Here is an 18,504-nt window from a genome sequence, read left to right on the forward strand (position 1 = left end):
GGCGGACCTTGGTGCGGCCCTGTGGGAGAGGACGTCATCACCATGAGGCGACAGGGTGATGACGATGAATAGTGGTCTTGATGACGTTGCCGCGCAAGACAATTTTCTATGGTTTTCAGTCGATCAGATTGCCTTTTGGCAGAGCGCCCTCAACGGCGATCACCCGCTGGATGTAGAGCGGTTCGTTGGAAACCGGTGCGCTCATGCCGAATGCCGGCATGATCCTCACATAGAAACCGTATCCGCTGGGGCTGATATCCGGGTCGATGGTGATCTCGTTGGCTATGGCCCACATCCAGCCGCTATTGTCGAGGGCATTCGCACCACCGAATTGCAGGGCGGAGCAGCTTATCGTCCGAACCGCGCCGCCGCTTTTCGTAATCAGTGTGACATAGGGCGCTCGCTGCCCCTCGCTATTTTTGTAAAGCACCGCGAAGGAGACGGTTCTGCCAATCATCGCGGCTGCCTCTGCATTCCGGAAATAACGAAACAGCGCGGCTGACTGGCTGCCGTTTGCACGCAGATCCAGGCTGTAAGCGAAGGCCGGAGAAAAGGTCACTGCGGCGGTTTTGCCGGCAGAGGCCGGCGCGGTGAGATTCCAACCCGCTGGAGCGGACCCGGTCCAATCGGTGAAATCGCCGTTGACGATAAGATTGGCGGCGGGAAGTTTTGGCCAACAAGGTGTCTGAAAGACGTTATCGGGCGCCGATCCCAGATAACAACTGAACAAGGTTCGGGCGATGAGCTGAGATCCGGCATCGTTCGGATGGACGTTGTCGCGGTAAAGCGCATGGTCCTTGCCTCTCGCTACAAATGGCGCGTGTGTATCCACCAGCGTGAGGCCCGGGTGCGCTCGGGCAAGGTCAAGGATCGCATTATAGACCTTGTCGTAACCGGTGCTATCGCGCCAGGGGTTCTGGGTGGTGATGAGTTGGGGGGCACCCGGCCATTGCCACTCCATCATGCCAAGCGGTCCGAGCAGGGCGGCTCGTCCGGAGCTTAGGATACCACCCGGTGTCTCGAAACTCTGCATATTATGCCCATGATGCGTGATGCACAGGTCGGGACGGGGAATCTTCAACGCCGCCGCGCGCTGGTCCGCGAGCATGTAACCGGCCATGCCGCCGGGCAGTGCCGCAAGATAGACCGTGAGCGTTGGCCCCATGCCTGCGCGCAGCGTAACCGAATCCGCATAGGCCTTTGGCCCGGTGGGGGCGTTTGTCTGCCATTCTGCCCAGCGGTGCAGCACAACCCTTGTGTCATGCAGATCGCCGAGCATCATGGCGAACTGCTGGAATGGTCCGGCATCGGCATAGGCGGTGCTGTCACCATTCACGAAGATCGTGGCATTCTGACCCGCAGTCAAACGCGCGCGCAAGGGTGAGAGCGCGTTCAGGGAAGGGACCATGGTGGGGATGTTTCGGGGGGTGATGCCGAGCGATACGCCGATCATGCCGGCACCTCTTCCGTTCCGGTCATATATATGCATATGTTGCGTTTGAGCGGTGTCATCATTCGTTCTCCTGGTCTGGCCCTAGGATAACTCCGCCGAAAGGCCGGGGGACAAAACGCAGGAAACGGGACGGCGAAAAGCAGTAAAATTATACGTCACGAATTTTTCTTCGATCTCTTTTAAAATATATAGATAGAATATTTTTCTTTTAATTTACGTATATCGGATTTTTATCCGCATAAAGGTTTGAATGTTATTTTTTCTAACCACAATCAAGCATTGTTGTTCTTATACTGAAATTGCCGGTGAAAATATCCCTGGCGTTGGCAAGTGCACTCGTCATTTTCACGGGCTGTCCATTCATGCCCGCAATTTAGGGCAATGGCAACTTGGGTGCTCTGGTACTTCACAGGTGATGTCATGACATCCGCTCTATTTGTCAGTCACACAGGAGAGAAGGGTGGCGCCGAGCTTTTTCTGACGGACCTCCTCAAGGCCGGACCGCATTCCTGGCGAGCGTGTTTTCTCAGTGGCGGTGGTGCTGCTGATGATCTGGCAGCGGCCGGGAGGCCTCCGGTCATGTTATCCGCTGGCGAAAAAATGCTGTCGATCCGCCGTGATTCATCGTTTGGCGCAATGCTGCGTGGCGCGGCCGATGTTGTCGCCGTCGCTTGGCAATTGAGCCAGCAGGCGAGACATTACGACGTAATCTGCGCCAATTCGCAGAAGGCGCTGTTCGTTTGCGCGCTTGCCGCGAAACTCAGCCGCCGCCCACTTGTCTGGGTTTTGCACGATATAGTCACCGATCCCGCATTCAGCTCCGCCAATCGCCATGCCTCGCTGGCATTCGCGCGCCTTTTCGCAAGGCTGGTGGCCGTCAATTCGCAGGAAACCGGCCGGGCTTTCGTTGAAGCCGGCGGGCAGGCAGAAAAGGTCCGCATCGTTTATAACGGCTTCGATCCCGCGAAGGCTGTGGCCCATGATCCCGGCAGAGCTGCGCGGTTGCGTACGGAATTGGGCCTTGGTCCTGAACCGCTTGTCGGATTGTTCGGCCGGCTGAGCGAATGGAAGGGGCAGCACGTCTTTCTGGACGCGATCGCGGCGATGGATGGCGTTCAGGCCGTCATCGTTGGCGGAGCGCTATTCGGGCAGGACGCCTATGAGACGCGCATCCGCGAGCAGGCATCCCGTCTCGGTCTGGATGGTCGTGTCCGCTTCCTCGGTTTCCGGTCGGATGTACCAGAGTTGATGGCATCGATGGATGCCGTTGCCCACACCTCTGTTGTCGCCGAACCGTTCGGGCGGGTGGTGGTGGAGGCCATGATGTGCGGGCGGCCAGTTGTCGCTACACGCGGTGGTGGGGTTACCGAAATCATTAGGGACGGCGAAACGGGTCTTCTGGTGCCGCCGGGCGACGCATCGGCGCTTGCGGCAGCACTAGGCTGCATCCTGTCGCAGCCAGCTCTGGCGGAAAGGCTGGCGCAGCAGGGCCGCGAGGATGTGAGCCGGCGTTTTTCGCTGGAGGAGACCTGCCGGTCTGTTTCCGCTTTGCTGTCGGAAGCAGTGTGAGGGGCCTCTTGGCGATCAATTCGGACAGAAAGTGCAGGCAAGCGGAAGGGTCAGGATGCGTATTCTCGTAAACATGCCGAGCCAGTATGGCGGCAAACCTTCCGGCGTCGCCCGCGTGACCTTCAGCCTGCTGGAGCGGCTGCTGGATCAGACGCGGGACGACTACATCCTGCGCTCTCCCTGGACGCGGGCACAGCTGCCCGAAAACCTGCGCGAAAGCCGCCTTCAGCTGATTGAGACGCCGCGGCCGCGTATCATGGTGTTTGATGTGCTGCGTCAGGCCATGACGCTACCGGCACTTTGCCGCAAGCTCGGCATCGATGTGCTGTTCAACGCCGATCCCTTCGGAAGTCCCAGCGGCGGCAAACGGCGCGTCACCCTGGTTCACGATCTATATTTCAGGACCATTCCCGAACAGATCGGCTGGCGGGCGACGTTGACGACGGATTTGATCTTTCGACTGATGATGGCTGGTTCGAACCGGATCACCTGCGTATCGGAAGCGACGCGTAAGGATCTGGCGCAGTTTTATCCATCGGCTGCCGGGAAAAGCCTGACTATCCATTCTGACAGCACCCTGAATGTCGATCTAGCGAGTTTAAACGGCCCGCCGCCAGTTGCCGCGCCCTACATACTGGCGGTCGGAAACGCGACGTCGAATAAGAACTTTTCGCTTCTGGGCAAGGCTTTTGCCGTGATTGGCAAAGTTAGGCCGGATTTGCACGTCGTGCATGTTGGCCGCGACGATGCCGAGGAAATCGGCAGCGTACTAGATGATCCGGAGCTGAAGGCGCGACTGATCCGGCTTTCCGGCATAGACGACCATCAACTGGCAGACCTTTACCGCCACGCCGCCTGCCTTTGCGTGCCTTCCACATATGAAGGGTTCTGCCTGCCGGTGCTGGAGGCGCAGCAACTGGGGTGTCCGGTCGTCTGCTCCAACCGTTCCGCAACGCCGGAGATCGCCGGAAAGGGCGCACTCACCTTCGATCCCGCGGACTCTGACAGCCTTGTCGCGGCACTTGAGCGGCTTTTTCGGGCGCCGGATCTGGCAAGCGATCTTCGCCAGGCTGGTTATGAAAACCGCAAGCTGTATTCATGGCAGAAGGCGGCGGAAAGCTATGCGCAGATTTTCCATGAACAGACCTGACGTCTAGAAGTCATGTCCCCGGGGTGAAATCTTACGGCTCATGCCCTGATGCCGCTGCGCAGCTCCGAATACAGAGCTTCGTATGCCCCGATTACCCGTTCGGGCGCGACACCCTGCGAAATGCGCGCTTTGGTTTCCGGTGTTTCCGCGAGAATGGCGGGGTTGCGCATCGCGTCAGTCATGCGGGCGGCAAGCTCGGCGGCGCTGCCCGGCGTGAAAAGGCGTTCCGGCCGGTCCCGACCGATCTGTTCGGCGACACCGGCGAGATTGGCGCCGAGAACCGGCACACCGCGTAGAATAGCTTCAGCGACAGTGCGCCCGAAAGCCTCTGGCCAGAGTGGTGGAACGATCAGACAATCTATACCGGCGAAGAAACTATCGGCGTCCACGTAGCCAGGAAATTCGACCGGAAGGTTGGCGGTTTTTTGCTCGTAGGCTTCGATGCCGCCCGGCGCGCGACCCGCCATGACCAGTCGCCAGCCCTTCGGCGGCAGGAGCGGCAGCGACTCGATCAGGAGATCTGCACCCTTGGGCGCCTCGATGCGGCCCAGATAGCCGAAAACAAGCGGGTCCCCAGGCGCGCGTGGAATGCGCTGTGTCTGTGAAGCTGGCGGCGCGATGGCATTCCAGATGACCGTGCGGCGGCTTTCCGGTACATGGGTGAAAAAGCCGGCCTGCACATGGCGCTCGACAATATCGTGGCCGACACCGGCGACAGCGTCGACGGCGCATTGGCAACGCCGGTGCAGGTAAGAGAAGGCGCGGCATTTTTTGCTGGTGCCGTCGCAGATGTGCCCGTCGTGAAACAGGGAGCCGTTGGTGCACATGCTGGTGAAATCGTGCAGGGAATGGACGAGCGGAATGCCGCGCTTGCGGATCATCGGCCAGATCAGCGGTGTCAGCTCCGACAGCGAATGGGTGTTGACGACATCAGGCCGGAAATCATCGATGACGCGGGCAAGCCGGCGCACGAGACCCGGATCCAGCTGCACGGCGAACTTGTAGTATTTTCGCTTCCATCCGGGTTGCTCTTCCCAGTCCCCGATAAAAAACGGCGTGGTATGTCCGAGGCGGTAAACGGCGAAATCATCCCGCAGCTCCACGGCCTGTTGTTTGCGTGAGATCGCCGCCACCGCTACCGTGTGTCCATTCTCCGCCAGCCCGCGCGCTAGGTCTTCCACGAATATCTCCGCGCCGCCGACCCGGTCCGGAGAAAACAGCGACGTTATTTGCAATATCCGCATGCCCAAATTCTCGCGTCTTTGTGTGGTTTGTAATCGTTACAACTATTGCGCATCAGCGAAATGATGGCTGCTGCCCATCCGGACTGATCTGGGCCGGCATTGCGGGATCGGTTGGAGATAGTTCGCGCCGCCGCGAACGGTCCCGTCCAACCCCTGGTGGGTTCAGGCAAAGCGTGACGACGGGCGCAAGGAATACCGCGTAAGCCATTGCGAAGCCGGGGATCTGCATCGAAAAATCGAGTGTCGAATGCAATGCGACGAGCAGCAGCCCGGCAAGGCCGAGATGGGAGGCGTAACGGTAGTTTTTGCGTTTGCGCGCCCCGCGAATAAAAATGGCGAGTTGGACGAGCACGAAAAAAGCCGCATAAAATGGAAATGCGAGGCCGAGCGTCAGCAGTCCCTCGGCATAGACATTGTGGGCGTGGGTGACGATGGCGTCCACCCCGCATTGCGCCGCATGATAGGGCGCATAGGTTTCCGTAAAACTTGCAAGGCCGGTTCCCCAAGGCCAGCTGTCAGAAATGGCACGCGCGATGCCCGGCATGTAGCAGAAGCGCATGTCGTCTTCCAATCGCGTTTCCATGCGAAGCGCCACGCGATTGGCGAAGAGCAGGAACAGGCCAAGCGTAATGGCGAGCACGATCGCCGCGCGGCGCTTCGTGCCGCGCCGCTTGCGCCGCAGGGCAGCCGCGTTGCGGCCTGTTTTGATGGGTGAGTTGAAGACGGTCAGAAGAATGAGGAAACTCAGTGCCGCAAAGCTTGATGCGATGCCGGCGCGCGATCCGGTCAGCATCAGGGCGATGAAGCAAAAGGCAGTGAGCACGCCGATGAAGGCGGCCTTGCGGATGAGGCGTTTCTGGCCGACTGGAACGGTCAGGCGATTTGCCACCAGCGCCCTGACCATTCCCCAGTCTGGAGCCGTCAGCCGTTTGTGCAGCATCACGACGAGGGTCAGGAGAATGAGACCGAAGAAGGTGGCGGCGGTATTACGGTTGACGAAAAGGCCGGTCAGGCTGCCGAGATAGAAGCGCTTCTGAATGAAGCCGAGTGTTTCTGGAAAAAGCAGAAATTGCACGATTGACAACAGTGCCAGCCATCCGCCGGCAATTGCGAACCATCGCAGCGCTTTTGCCGCGCGCTCGTCGGTATCGAAAATGACGAGGCCGGCCATGAAGGCGCCGAAGGGCAGGGCGGCGCTTAACAGGCCGAGCCGATCATCCGCCGGGGTGAGCGAAACCGTGGCGTCGGGCGCGAGCTGCATAAACATGGCGGCGGTCGACCAGGCGGGATTGGGTGGAGCAATACCCGGCACAGATGATTGCAGCCACATCTGGATGATGAGTGCCCCCAGCAAAAGGCAGGTCGCCACAAGTGCCAAGCTTGAACCAGCCCGGGGCGGCCCGAACAACAGGATGGCGGGCACGAGCAACAAATAAATTGCAACGGTGACGACGATACGGCTCTCGATTTCGGTTGCGCCGCGATTGAGAAGCGCAAGCAGGAAGATAGCCCAGAAGATGACTATGGCGGCCGTCCGAAAATAGTCTGGAAACGCAACCGGTCGCGGTGGCGATGAGGATAGCGGTTCTGATTGGGCTTCGATGGACGACATTGGCTTTCGGCTTTGCAATAACTGTTGCTGCGACGATGTCTAAGGTAGAAGGACGAGGCGGGCCGCTATGTCACGGAAGCGGCACGGTACGTTTCATGCCGGCCTGCGGCTGCTGCGGACAGATCTTCCGCAGGGTCCAGCGCAGGATTTCCCCCTCCTTCCCGCAGACGATTGCCGTGTCCGCATTGCGGGCCGCATCGGCCTGAGGCAGTGTGTCTTTTGGAAATTGCTGCCACATCACGAAGCGCCCGCGTATCAGGTTGGCGTCTGCAGGCCCGTAAAGTTGGGAAAAATTCATCAGAACGGCGATTTCCATTGGCGAGGCGTTACGCAGCGAACGAACCATGGCAAGACGCAGCCACACATCGCCATTTGCAGGCAAACAGGAGAGCGCGTGACGAATATAGCTTTCGGCAAAGCCGAGACGCGCCGCACCGGCCTCCGACGTCGCATCTTGGCCATTTGCATCGAGATCTGCGAGAACGAGCCGTAACCCGGCCTTGACGATATCCGAACGGCAGATTTTCTCCGCAACGACGGGGTGCAGCCCATCGACCGTCTTCGCCAGAAGATCGTGCGCCAGGCCGCTTTTGTCGTCGGCAATTCTTGCCAAGGCGACGACATCGGAAAACCGCCGGGTTTCGGAAAACGCCTGTGCGGCGACGGATAAAACAAACACGGAAAGGATGAGAACCGGCACGACCGCGAAGAATTTACGCAGGCCCGCCATTCCGTCCCGCCTAATCATGGTAATATCGCGTGTAGCGCGCGTGATAATATTCGCTTGAACCGTAAGCCCGGTAAAGCTTCAGCTTTTCCGTGTCCACCTTGTTGAGGATGACACCGAGACACTTCTTGCGGATCTGGACTTCGTTTTCAATCGTATTGCGTACCGCCCTGCGGGCGGTTTTGCCCCATTCTGTGACGAAGACGAAACCGTCGATCCGGCCGGCCATCGCGCGGGCATCCACCACCGGCCCGAGAGGCGGCAGGTCGACGATGATGTAGTCGAAGAGACCGCTCGCTTCGGCCAGCAATTTGTACATTTGCGCCGATGTCAGCAGCTCGGAGGAGTGCGGTACGCGCTGCTTGACGACCGTTGGCAGGAAAGCGAGCCGCGTCTTTTCGTCGTGCAGCAGCACATCGCGCATATTGCGGCCTTCTAACAGCACTTCGAGCAGGCCTTCTGCAGCATGGCGCCCCAAAGCGCGCGTGGCGCCCGGGTTGCGAATATCCGCATCCAGCAGAAGAACCCTTGCTCCCTGTCCGGCCAGAAGCTGAGCCAGATTGATGGAGATCGTCGATTTGCCCTCGCTCGGCAACGCCGATACGACGCCCACCACCCGCGCGCCGGTTTTCGGGGGAATGCCGAGATCTATCGCAAGCCGTGTGCTGCGCAGCGTTTCGGCGAAGGATGACAGCGGGTGATCGACAGTGTAGCGGGCAACGCTGGACGGTCGTGTGGCGGTAGGCGGCCCCTCCTGTCCCTTTGGCAACACATCCGTGCCCGGCTTGTTCTGGACGAGCGGGGTGTTGCCCAGAAATTCCAGCCCGAGAACGTCGCGAACCTGTTCTCCGGTGCGGAAGAAACGGTCGCGGAACTCGCGAAACATGGCGATGCCGCCGCCGGCCGCGGCGCCCATGATCATGAACAGCGCCAAAAGTAACGGTTTGTTCGGTTTGCTTGGAGTGTTGGGCGGAACTGCCCTCGAAATCACGCGTGCTTCCGTTACGGGGAAGGATTGCTGCTGCATCGCTTCCTGATAACGCTGCAGGAAGGTCTGATACATGTTCTTGTAAGTTTCCGCCTCACGCTGCAATTCGCGAAGCTGAACCTGGGTCTGGCTGGCCGAGTTGCTGACGCTGGTAGCCTTGGCAACGCTCTCCGCAAGTGATTTCTCTCTTGCTTCTGAAACCTCCAGATCGCTCTTGTAACTTTGCGCAATACGGCTGATTTCCTGGAACATCAGCCGGCGGTATTCCTGCATTTCGTTGCGCAGACGCACCGCCTGAACATGGTTGCTGCCGAGCCTGCGGGTGATTTCCGTTTCGATCTTCGAGGATTCGAGATATTTCTTGCGCAGATCGTTTGCAACCGAGCTCTCGAGAATGTCGGTGACGACGGCGTCGACATCGTCTGTGGCAAGGATATGTTCGATGCGTTGTACCCGAGCTCGTGACCTGGCTGTTTCCGACTGCGCCAGAATAAGCGCGCTGTTGGACTCGGCCAGTTGCTGATCGGAAAGCAGGCCGTTATTGCCGGTCTCGATCAAGCCGTGTTCGGCGCGAAATTTCTGTACGGCAAGGTCGGTGTCGAGTGCCCGCTGACGCAACTCGGCAATACGGTCGGACAACCAGTCGCTGGCCCGCTTCGTCGCCTCGTATTTGGAGTTCAGCTTGTCCACCAGATAGGCCGACGCCACCGCATTGACGATCTGGGCTGCTAGAACCGGTGATGTCGAGTTGTAGGTCAGTTCCAGCGCGTAGGTACGGCCGATACGCTTGACGCTGAGACCGTCCAGCAGCCGGTCCGACAGCGCCCGCTTCAGCGTGCCGTCGTCGATGACGGTCTCTTTTGCCGGCGAGAACCACTGCGACACGTTAACGAGCGAACGGATGGTGCCGAATATCGAACTCAGAAGCGAGGCGCGGTTTGCCCTGAATTCCTGATTTTCCGTGAGGTTCAAACTGTCGACGACGGCAATCCCGATGGTTTCCGATTGCAGGACCTCGACCTGGCTGAGAATGGAAGCCTCGTCCTCCACGACGCCGCCGATTGTCGAAAGCTGCTCGACGACCTGGCTGTTGTTGCGGTCGATCAAAAGGGTAGCCGAAGCTGAATAGATCGGAACGGCCGTCGCGGCATAAGCGAGACCGATTGTCCCGGCAATGGCGACTGCCGCGAGGACGACGCGCCACTGTCGGCGGACCGTGGCAAGAACGGCGTCTATATCGATAAAGTCGGCTGTAAATCCGCTTTTTTCGATATCGGCCATAGTCAGGGGATCGTGCCTTTGCAACAACTGTCAGCCTCGCTCTTTTTGGCCGGCGTGGCACCCGCCAAGTCTCGGTTGCATGGTAGGACAGGCGGCCGCCATTCCCGCAGGAAGGGCGGCAAAACCGGGTTCAAACGGGACTTGTGCTGACTGGCGTGCTGGTGCTGCCGGTTGAAAGGGGCGCGGCAAAGAAGTTGTTGGTTGTGGTGGTTCCGCCGCTGCCGGTGCTGCCACCGCTGCCGCCACCGCCAACCGGTGCGGCTCCGCCGCCGGCCTGTGCCGTACCGGCTGGTGAGCCCGCCGCTCCCGAGCCGCCAATGCTGTTGCCGCTTGCAGGTGAAGAGCCGGCGCCACCGATCGGTGAGGCAGCAGCTGCAGCTGCCGCAGGCGCTGCCGGACCGGCCGCCGTTCCCTGAACATTTTCGCTAAAGGCGATCAGAAGATCGGAGGGCACGCCGACACCCTTGGTCTGCAACTGGATTGCGGCGGCAAGTATCGTGTTGCCCCTCTGCATCGCCGTAGAATAGGCGAGCGCCAGACCTTCGCCGACAACTTCGGAGAAGTCCTTGTTGCCGACCTTCTGGGCCAGTGCGACGATGGTGGGCAACTGGCTGGAGTCGCTCAGGATCAGGCCAGAAAGCTGTTCGGAGAACTGCGCCGCGCTGGTGGAAACGGCAATGATCGGAAAGCCGTTCGTCACCTTTCCCGTCATGTCGGCGTTTGCCGCATCGGTGCTGGAAGCGATGCCGGCCAGATCCTTGACCGTTGCCTGCGTCGGAGACTGCTTGAACAGTTCCGCGGCAGCAAGGGAAACCGTGTCCGGATTGGAGCTGTTAACGCGAGCCAGAAATGCGGCGTTGGTTTCGTCGGCGGCCTTCACGGGTGTGCCAGTTGTCGCAGTCTGTACCGGCGGCGTCTGCTGCCCGGCAGCTGGCGGCGCTGGTTCCACGTTCTGGGCGTTGGCGACTGCGGAAAAAAGACCGAGGCTGGTGATCAATACCGCACCAGTGAGCGTCGAGCCAATACGAAGGCGGGACATCACAACTCTCCAAATTTTTAAAAAATACGATTTTAAGTAAGCAGAAATGCTGAATATGGTTATCCAACATCTAAAATTTTCTTTTTAAATCGCACAGCCCTAGCTAACGATCAAGTGCTAAAATAAACTTGTGAACGGAACTTCGGGGTATACTTAACAGCAGAAACGAGGACTTTTCTCTGGGCGTCAGGACACGGCGACTTTTCGCCGGGGTGTTATCAGCCTGTCACGAAGCCAGATATTTGCGGGCGTTTCGACAAGGACGTGAAATGCGTGGGCGATGGCGATGGTGCTGGCGACGACGATGAGATAGACGACATTTTTCCACTCCTGCGGCCAGGTGATGCCGCCGGAAGCAACCAGGAATGCCCGAAAGATGAATGGGTGCAGCAGGTAAAGCGCGTAGGAGGAATCGCCCAGTTTCGCCAGCGGCTGCGCAAAACGGGGCAGGGAGATGCCCCTGGTCAGGGTTGCCGCGGCCATCAGGAAAATCGCGCCACCGCCAAAAACGAGCAGCCGGGTATAGGAATAACAGCCCGGATTGCATTGGAATTCGAACCTTTTCAGATCGATAAGCGTCCAAATCGCCACGCCGCAAAGGGCCACCGCAATCCCCAGCAAGGGCGGTAGGCGCACGCCGCGCAGGAAAAGCACGGCGAGCAACATTCCCGCCACGAACTCCAGAATGATGGGCTGAAACCAGAAACTAAACGGCAATGCGAGACTGAAGTTGGAGCCGATGAGCACTGCGGCGAGCAGCACAGCCGTTGTTGTAAGCACGGCGCGTTCCAGCGGCAGGAAGATAAAAACCGCGAATACGACATAAAAAAACATCTCGTAATTCAGCGTCCAGCCCAGATCGATGATTGGAAACGGATAGGCGTCACCATAACCCATGCTGTCATAGGGAATGAAGAGGTAGGAGGTTAGGACGGCCTGCAAGGACGGGAAGGCCTTGGCGCTGAGAAGAACGGCGACCGCGGCCATGGCGAGCCGCATGGTCAACACGAACCAGTAAAGAGGAAGGATGCGAAGAAGCCGGCGCACAAGAAAGGCCGAGCGCCCTCCCTCTGCTGCGAAATACGGCCGGGAGGCATAAACGATGACAAAGCCGGAAATGACGAAAAACAGATCGACGCCCGCACCCAGCCTCAGGAGATGGAGGTTGACGAGCGAGAACTCCCAGTTCACCTGCGCGTGCAGCGCAACAATCATGATTGCCGCCAGGGCACGCATCATTTGAAGAATATCGAGACGCTGCGCCCCGGAAACAGGCGCTTTTTCATTTTTTTGCATCGTCATCATCTATAAAAAGAAAAAATTTATACAGTAATATTTTGCGCTCGCACCAGCGAGCAAAAGTGGTCTATTTCAGAAGGCTATCATGCAATAGGCTGACACGATATATAAAATTTGTCGGCCGGAAATTTTCGCCCGCACGCCGTTCAGAAAACCTCCAGCACCGTAAGCTGGTCGCTGACGGAAAGCCGGTATTGCCCACCTTCCTTTGCGATCACCCGCTGGCTTACGGAACCGTCATCGCCGAACCGGTGCGCGATGACTTGGCTATGCGGGCCGGTTACCGAAAAGGCCATTGCACGTTCGGCTGGCGGATTTTCGATCCGCGCCGGCCATTGCCAGCCGCGTATGCCAAGCCACACCGGGGCGAGCAGCGCGCCGTCTGGTCTTGTCAGGCGCAGGGAAAACCTTTCGGAATCATCGTTGAGGAAAGCGAGGCTGCGTTCCGCTGGCTCTGTTTGCCGACTCGCCTTGCAAAGGGCAAGAAGGGCACGAACGGCCCCGTAAGCAGGGGTCCGGCTCAGATCGTGGCGCAGCAGGCCAAAGGACGATTCCGGATTTGTCTCGTCTTCGGCAAAGCTGGAGACCATTTCATAGATGTAAGCCCGGCGGATGCCGCTGATGAAGGACCACAGGAGCGTGCGCGGCATGTAGCGCGCCTTGATGCCTTCGGTGACGGGAAAATGGAAGGTCTTCGGTTGCAGTGAGGTGTGGTACCCGATCTCAGTGGCGAGCACCGGCCGGCCGGCTGCTATATGCGCCGAGGCCGCGACAGATTTGGAGAGCGCCCCCGGCCCAGTCGTTTCGGGATGTTCCATTCCGGCGTAGGGGTGAATATTGCCGAAGTCGCATACGTTCTGCAGGTTTAGCGCCAGCTCCCTATTCGCCTGGATATAGCTTGGCGCGACAAGCGGTACGTTGCTCACGGCCGGAGTTGAGCGGATCGTTGCAAAAAGTGCAGCCTGATGCTCTGCCGAAATGCGCGGCGCATTGGCCGGGTCTTTCGTCAGCGTCGGTTCATTGCTGCCTTCGAAAACTTCGATGCCGCCGTCGCACCAGTCGTAGAAATCGGCAATCCTGTTCAGTGGCGTTGAGACGTAGGGGTTGAGATTGTCGTAACAGATGATCGTGAGGCGAACGTTGGCCGCCACAATCCTGCGCAGGCGCTGGAAAGCCGGGCTGTTGCGGCTGTCCCTTGCGGTAATCAGTCCCTCGTCACGCACGTGGCCCACACCAAGCGCTTCCAGTTCAGGCAGGATGCGCTCGAAGCTTTCCGGATAAATGCCGTTTGTGCGGGCGAAATGGCCACACACGCCCACACTGTCCAAAAAGGCTTCCGTGCTGGCCGAAAAAACGGATTGAGTCTGCGCGAAAGCGGGGCGCACACCCGTGGCGGCAACCAGTGCGAAAGGTGCAGCTGAAAGCAGGCCGCGCCGTGTCAGGTGGCCCATGGTGATCGGCTGTTTTCCGTTCATCTGCGTCTCCTGGTCATTCCGGCGAGATTATAAAAAGCAGCCGCGATCATATCGGCGGCGCCTCTCAAGATGTCAGATTGTCCTGGAAGTTTTTGGCATCTTCATTCGCCATCAAATCCATGTTTCTGAAATGAAATAAATATATAAATTAATGATATTATCTGCGGACGAAACAGAATTCACCGCTTCCGCCCGTACGTTTTTTCATATGAGAATGAAGCTAACACGGGACAGGTTCTTTTCGCAACACGGCATGACTTTTGTCGCGCCGCGAAAAAAAAGCACTTGAAATGCCGTCAGTTCCCGTGCTTTTTGAAAGTGGATTTTTGGTTATTCATATTTTCAAGCGTTAAATCTGCTCTGCCTTTTGTGTTTTTTGCACATGTCTCATTGGTCCCGGAGTATCCGGCAACATGGGCGAGGCCAAGCGGAAGTCATAAATTTTCGATAAGGAAATAGAGCGTATCCGTATGCGAATTCTCCATCTCAGCAGCCTTTATCCGCCGCATATCGTTGGCGGGTGCGAACGCTCGGTCGAACATCTTGCCGAGGAACTCGTCTCCATGGGACATGAGGTCGGTGCCGCCTGCATAGAGCGGCAGGCCGAACCCAAAACGGTGCGCAATGGCGTCAGCGTCTACCGCATGTTCCACAATAACGATTTCTGGCTGGAGGACTGGCCACAATATACGCCGCAGCAAAGGCGCATGCAGAAGATCAAGCAGCAATGGAATTTCAACGTCGAGAAGCAGTTCGAAGCCGTTCTTGACGATTTCAAGCCGGATGTTCTCAATACGCACTCGCTGCTGGATGTGACGACGCTGGTGTGGCGGGCGGCGCATAAACGCAACATTCCGATCGTCCACACGATCTGCGAATATGATCTTCTGTGCGGTAACGCCGCCATGTTCAAGGGCGGCAAGCCCTGCGAACACATCCATCTTGGCTGTCAGGTGGTGAATTTCACCAAGAAATTCACGCAGCGCTACATCGGCGCGGTGGCAAGCGTTGGCACGGAAATCCTTAAAACCCATGTCGATCACGGGCTTTTCCATCACCTGCCGGAAAGCATGCGCCGTGTGATCTTTTATTCCTGCACGGTTCCGGAGGGCGACCCGGTCGCACGCAGGCAGATCGACCGAACCGGCAAGCCGATGACCTTCGGCTATATCGGCCGCATCAACACGGAAAAGGGTGTCGGCAACATGGTCGATGCCTTCAGGGAAATCGGCCACGGTAACTGGCGCTGTCTTGTTGCCGGCCACGCGATGGACGATTCCATCGAACGCTTCAAGGCCCAGGCCGGCGACCTGCCGATCGAGTTCGTCGGCTGGGCAAAGCCGAAGGAATTCTTCGAAGAGATCGATGTGCTCATCGTTCCCTCCTTCTGGGCTGAACCTTCGCCGCGCACCATCTACGAGGCTTACGCGATGGGGGTTCCGGTCATCGGCGCTGCCTCGGGCGGCATTCCGGAACTGATCGGCGAGACCAACCACGACTGGCTGTTCGAACCGGGCAACGCCACGGATCTTGCCGCACGCATTCGCCGGGTGTTGACGCTTTCGCGCGAGCAATTGCCGACGGAGGCCGATTTCGGAAATATCGTCGAGGAATCCACCTCGCGCCGGGTGGGTGAGAACTATGTGAAGCTCTACGAGGACGTGCTGGCGAAAAGCAGGGAAAGCCGAACCTTACGCGCATCTTAGACCGGCAACGGACCGGGTCCGTTGCAAGCGTTTCTTCCAAGGAAAGAGCACATGGTAGAAAGCAATATCGGCAAAGTCCGTTTCCCCAAGCTGGACTTCGATCGTTTTCTGGCCGCTGCGGTGGTCGGGCTGTCACGACCGGCTTTGCAGGCGGCAGGTTGATGGCGGAGCAAAGTTCGATAGGCAGCGCCGCGATAACAGGCGTTTTCTGGTCCATCGTCCAGAACTGGGGTGGAAAGCTTTTTACCTCCATTCTTTTCATCGTTCTTGCCCGGTTCCTCAGCCCCACCGACTACGGCATGGTCGCCACGGCGGGCCTGGTTCTGATGCTCATCCAGATGCTGTCGGAGTTCGGTTTCGCAGATGCGATCGTGCAGAAACGAAATCTGGAGCCAAGCGACGTCAATCTGCCATTTTATGTGTCCGTTGCGCTGGCAACGGTGTTTGTCATCGTTGTTTGTCTGCTGTCGCCCAGACTGGAAAGCTGGTTCGAGGTGGAAGGGCTGGCACCGATCATCGTGGCAATCTGCATATTGCTGCCGCTGAATACCGCCTCGCTTTTTCAGGAAGTCAATTATCGGCGTGCGCTCGCGTTCAGGCCGCTGGCAATAAGAACCTTCATTTCGAATATTATCGGCGGTGGCGTTGCGATTGCTTTCGCCATTATGGGCCTGGGCGTCTGGAGCCTCGTCGTTCAGACTTATGTTGCAACCATTGTTACGCTGATCTGGCTCTGGCGCAAACCGCACTGGCTTCCGGGCACCACGCTCAAGCCCGACACTTTTTTCGAATTGCTTCGCTTCGGCTCGTCGGCTCTCGGTCTGCGCATCGTGGATTTCGGAGCCACGCGGCTGATCGACGTCATGATCCTGGGGCGTTACGGGGTTGCTCTCTTTGGACTCTACACCGTCGGCAGCAGGCTCTATCAGCTTCTCATGCAGCTGCTTCAGGCGGCGCTATATGATGTTTCGTTGACGGTGCTGTCCCGCATATCGCACGAGCGGGAGCGCATGGCGGAACTGTACAAGCAATCCATCACCATATCTTCGATCTTTTCGACACCGATCTTCGTGCTCTCGGCTGCGTTGGCGCCAGAGATCTGCAACGTCCTGTTCGGCGCGCAATGGCAGGGTGCCGACGCGGTTGCGCGGCCGCTGCTGCTGCTGGGTGCATTGCAATGCGTCCAGTTTCAAAACGGCCCGTTTCTGTCCGCACGCGGCAGGCCAGACAAGGTGCTGATTGCCGGGACGGTCAAGGCAATCTCTACCATCCTGTTGATATTGCTTGTCCCGACGGAAAACATCCGGGAAATCGTCATCGTGTTTGTCTTCGGGCAGCTCACTTCGACGCCTTTCACATTTTATTTTGTCGCCCGGGAACTCGGCATCAAGCTGTGGAGAATTTTCCTCCTGCTTTTGCCAAGCTTCGGTTCCAGCGGTCTCTGCTTCCTGTTCGTTCAGTGGATGCGACCTGAAGTTAAAATGCTGGGTGCGGGCGACCTCGTATCCGGCATCCTGCTCGGTGGTATGTTTGGCGTCGCATATCTGTTGCTTTTGGCTCTGACCGCGAGAAGCGAGGCCCGGTCCGCCATCGCCCTCATCATGAGCAAAATCGGTTCTCGAAAGGAAAGAAAATGCGCAAGCTCGTGAAAAAAATACTCCCTGCACCACTGCGTCGGAAGCTGGTGCAATATAACGAGCGGCGCAATCTGGATAATGCGGTCCAGCAACTCTTCAATGATCTGCAAGAGCTGAAGCACAGTATCAAGCCTATCAATGTCGGAGATCGGCTGAACCGGCTTTTGATCGTGGCTGGTGATCCCATCACCCTGTTCGGTTCCGCCGGCGATGACGCGATGATCACGGCGACCGTGCAGAATGCCCGTGCGAGCAATCCCAATGTCGAGATAGACATCCTCGTCGACGGAACGAATTTTGGCGACTCTGCTTTGCAGAGAGGCTTTGTTACCGTCGATATCTTTGGAAAGCCTGACTTCATCCAGGCCCTTGCCCAGCAATTCGCGGTGCGGAAGTACGATTGCATCGTCGTTGTCGGTGCCGACGTGATGGATGGCTATTATCATCCGCTGGTCAGCGCAAAACTTCTGGCAAGCGCTGATCTGGCTGCCGCCGCCGGGATCAAAAACGTTATCCTCGGTTTCAGTTTTAATGAAACGCCGCACCCCGCTTTGGCGAAGTTCTACAGCTCCCTTCATCCGGGGGTGTCGCTCAATGTGCGTGACGTTGTTTCCCTCGAGCGTCTGAACGCCTTTGCCACGGCCAAGGCGGCACTGGTTTCCGATTCTGCATTTAGTCTTGTCCCATCGGAACCCGATGAAGATACGATCTCGTGGATCGCGCGAAAGCGCGCCGAGGGATACAGGGTCATGGGCTTCAATCTGCATCCCATGCTGTTCAAGAATGCGGATAGCGCGCAGATCGCGGCGATCATCAGGCGCGGGGCCGAAGCACTGGAGTTCGTTGCCGATGCAAGACCGGTCTGCTGGCTGGTCATTCCGCATGACTACCGGAAAGACGTTGGCGATCAAGCCTGCCTCAAGGCCATTACCGAGCTTGCTCCATCTTCACAGACAGACAGGGTTCGATATCTGGATGGCAGATGGCCAGCCCCGGTTTTAAAAGGCGTTGCCGGTAAACTCGATGGCCTCGTCAGCGGACGCATGCATCTTGCGATCGCTGCGCTGGGCAAGGGCGTTCCTGTGATATGCATTGCGTATCAAGGCAAGTTCGAAGGGTTGTACCAGCATTTCGGTCTCTCCGCGGCTGAGCTGCTTTCGCCCGCCAAGTTCCATACGGATGATGGCATCAAGAATGCCTTGATCAATTTCGTGGATCAGGCCGATGAGATTCGCGAAAAAGTCGGGAAAAAGCTGCCTGAAATTCTGGACCTTTCCAAAAGGAATTTTCAGGTGTTCGAGACCTTCGCCAAGCAGCCTTGAGT

At 58.0% G+C, this 18,504-nt stretch carries 13 protein-coding genes; 5 read left to right on the top strand and 8 right to left on the bottom strand.

Translation table 11 applies throughout. From position 1 onward, the window contains the following. Positions 1-115: 115 nt before the first annotated feature. The gene (locus AC5SEO_RS01825) at positions 116-1,453 is read right to left on the bottom strand and encodes an SGNH/GDSL hydrolase family protein (RefSeq protein WP_013761751.1); all 1,338 of its coding nucleotides are present in this window, start codon (positions 1,451-1,453) and stop codon (positions 116-118) included. Positions 1,454-1,873: 420 nt separating this feature from the next. On the opposite strand from AC5SEO_RS01825, the gene AC5SEO_RS01830 reads away from it, so the two are divergent. Both AC5SEO_RS01830 and AC5SEO_RS01835 read left to right on the top strand, forming a co-directional pair. Continuing rightward, positions 1,874-3,022: a glycosyltransferase family 4 protein gene (locus AC5SEO_RS01830; protein WP_013761750.1), complete on the top strand. Its 1,149-nt coding sequence runs from the start codon at positions 1,874-1,876 to the stop codon at positions 3,020-3,022. 55 nt (positions 3,023-3,077) lie between these two features. Continuing rightward, positions 3,078-4,172 (top strand): glycosyltransferase family 4 protein, encoded by a 1,095-nt coding sequence (locus tag AC5SEO_RS01835; protein ID WP_013761749.1) that lies wholly within the window; start codon positions 3,078-3,080, stop codon positions 4,170-4,172. Between the two features lie 38 nt (positions 4,173-4,210). Here the strand turns inward: AC5SEO_RS01835 and AC5SEO_RS01840 are convergent, their stop codons facing one another. From AC5SEO_RS01840 to AC5SEO_RS01870, 7 genes are all read right to left on the bottom strand, one after another. Further along, a complete protein-coding gene (locus AC5SEO_RS01840; protein WP_025595453.1) occupies positions 4,211-5,416 on the bottom strand; it encodes a glycosyltransferase family 4 protein in 1,206 nt (401 codons plus the stop codon). A 52-nt stretch (positions 5,417-5,468) separates the two neighbouring features. Then, on the bottom strand, positions 5,469-7,028 hold the full coding sequence (locus AC5SEO_RS01845; RefSeq protein WP_013761747.1) for an O-antigen ligase family protein: 1,560 nt from the start codon (positions 7,026-7,028) through the stop codon (positions 5,469-5,471). 70 nt (positions 7,029-7,098) lie between these two features. Continuing rightward, positions 7,099-7,758 (bottom strand): hypothetical protein, encoded by a 660-nt coding sequence (locus tag AC5SEO_RS01850; protein WP_076845501.1) that lies wholly within the window; start codon positions 7,756-7,758, stop codon positions 7,099-7,101. A gap of 10 nt (positions 7,759-7,768) precedes the next feature. Beyond that, complete coding sequence (locus tag AC5SEO_RS01855) at positions 7,769-10,024, bottom strand: polysaccharide biosynthesis tyrosine autokinase (RefSeq protein ID WP_076845502.1); 2,256 nt, start codon at positions 10,022-10,024, stop codon at positions 7,769-7,771. A 130-nt stretch (positions 10,025-10,154) separates the two neighbouring features. Then, positions 10,155-11,063: a hypothetical protein gene (locus AC5SEO_RS01860; protein ID WP_025595455.1), complete on the bottom strand. Its 909-nt coding sequence runs from the start codon at positions 11,061-11,063 to the stop codon at positions 10,155-10,157. A 186-nt stretch (positions 11,064-11,249) separates the two neighbouring features. After that, on the bottom strand, positions 11,250-12,359 hold the full coding sequence (locus AC5SEO_RS01865) for an acyltransferase family protein (protein WP_025595457.1): 1,110 nt from the start codon (positions 12,357-12,359) through the stop codon (positions 11,250-11,252). A gap of 149 nt (positions 12,360-12,508) precedes the next feature. After that, the gene (locus AC5SEO_RS01870) at positions 12,509-13,837 is read right to left on the bottom strand and encodes a hypothetical protein (RefSeq protein ID WP_013761742.1); all 1,329 of its coding nucleotides are present in this window, start codon (positions 13,835-13,837) and stop codon (positions 12,509-12,511) included. 470 nt (positions 13,838-14,307) lie between these two features. Here AC5SEO_RS01870 and AC5SEO_RS01875 point away from each other — a divergent pair, with 470 nt between their 5' ends. From AC5SEO_RS01875 to AC5SEO_RS01885, 3 genes are all read left to right on the top strand, one after another. Then, positions 14,308-15,543 carry a glycosyltransferase family 4 protein gene (locus tag AC5SEO_RS01875; protein ID WP_019564824.1) on the top strand — a complete coding sequence of 412 codons (1,236 nt, stop codon included), beginning with the start codon at positions 14,308-14,310 and terminating at the stop codon, positions 15,541-15,543. Positions 15,544-15,704: 161 nt separating this feature from the next. Next, the gene (locus AC5SEO_RS01880) at positions 15,705-17,192 is read left to right on the top strand and encodes a lipopolysaccharide biosynthesis protein (protein WP_013761738.1); all 1,488 of its coding nucleotides are present in this window, start codon (positions 15,705-15,707) and stop codon (positions 17,190-17,192) included. Then, positions 17,177-18,502 carry a polysaccharide pyruvyl transferase family protein gene (locus AC5SEO_RS01885; protein ID WP_013761737.1) on the top strand — a complete coding sequence of 442 codons (1,326 nt, stop codon included), beginning with the start codon at positions 17,177-17,179 and terminating at the stop codon, positions 18,500-18,502. Before AC5SEO_RS01880 ends, AC5SEO_RS01885 begins: the two co-directional genes overlap by 16 nt. The last annotated feature ends 2 nt before the right edge of the window (positions 18,503-18,504 follow it).

This window comes from Agrobacterium sp. K11, from assembly GCF_059429395.1.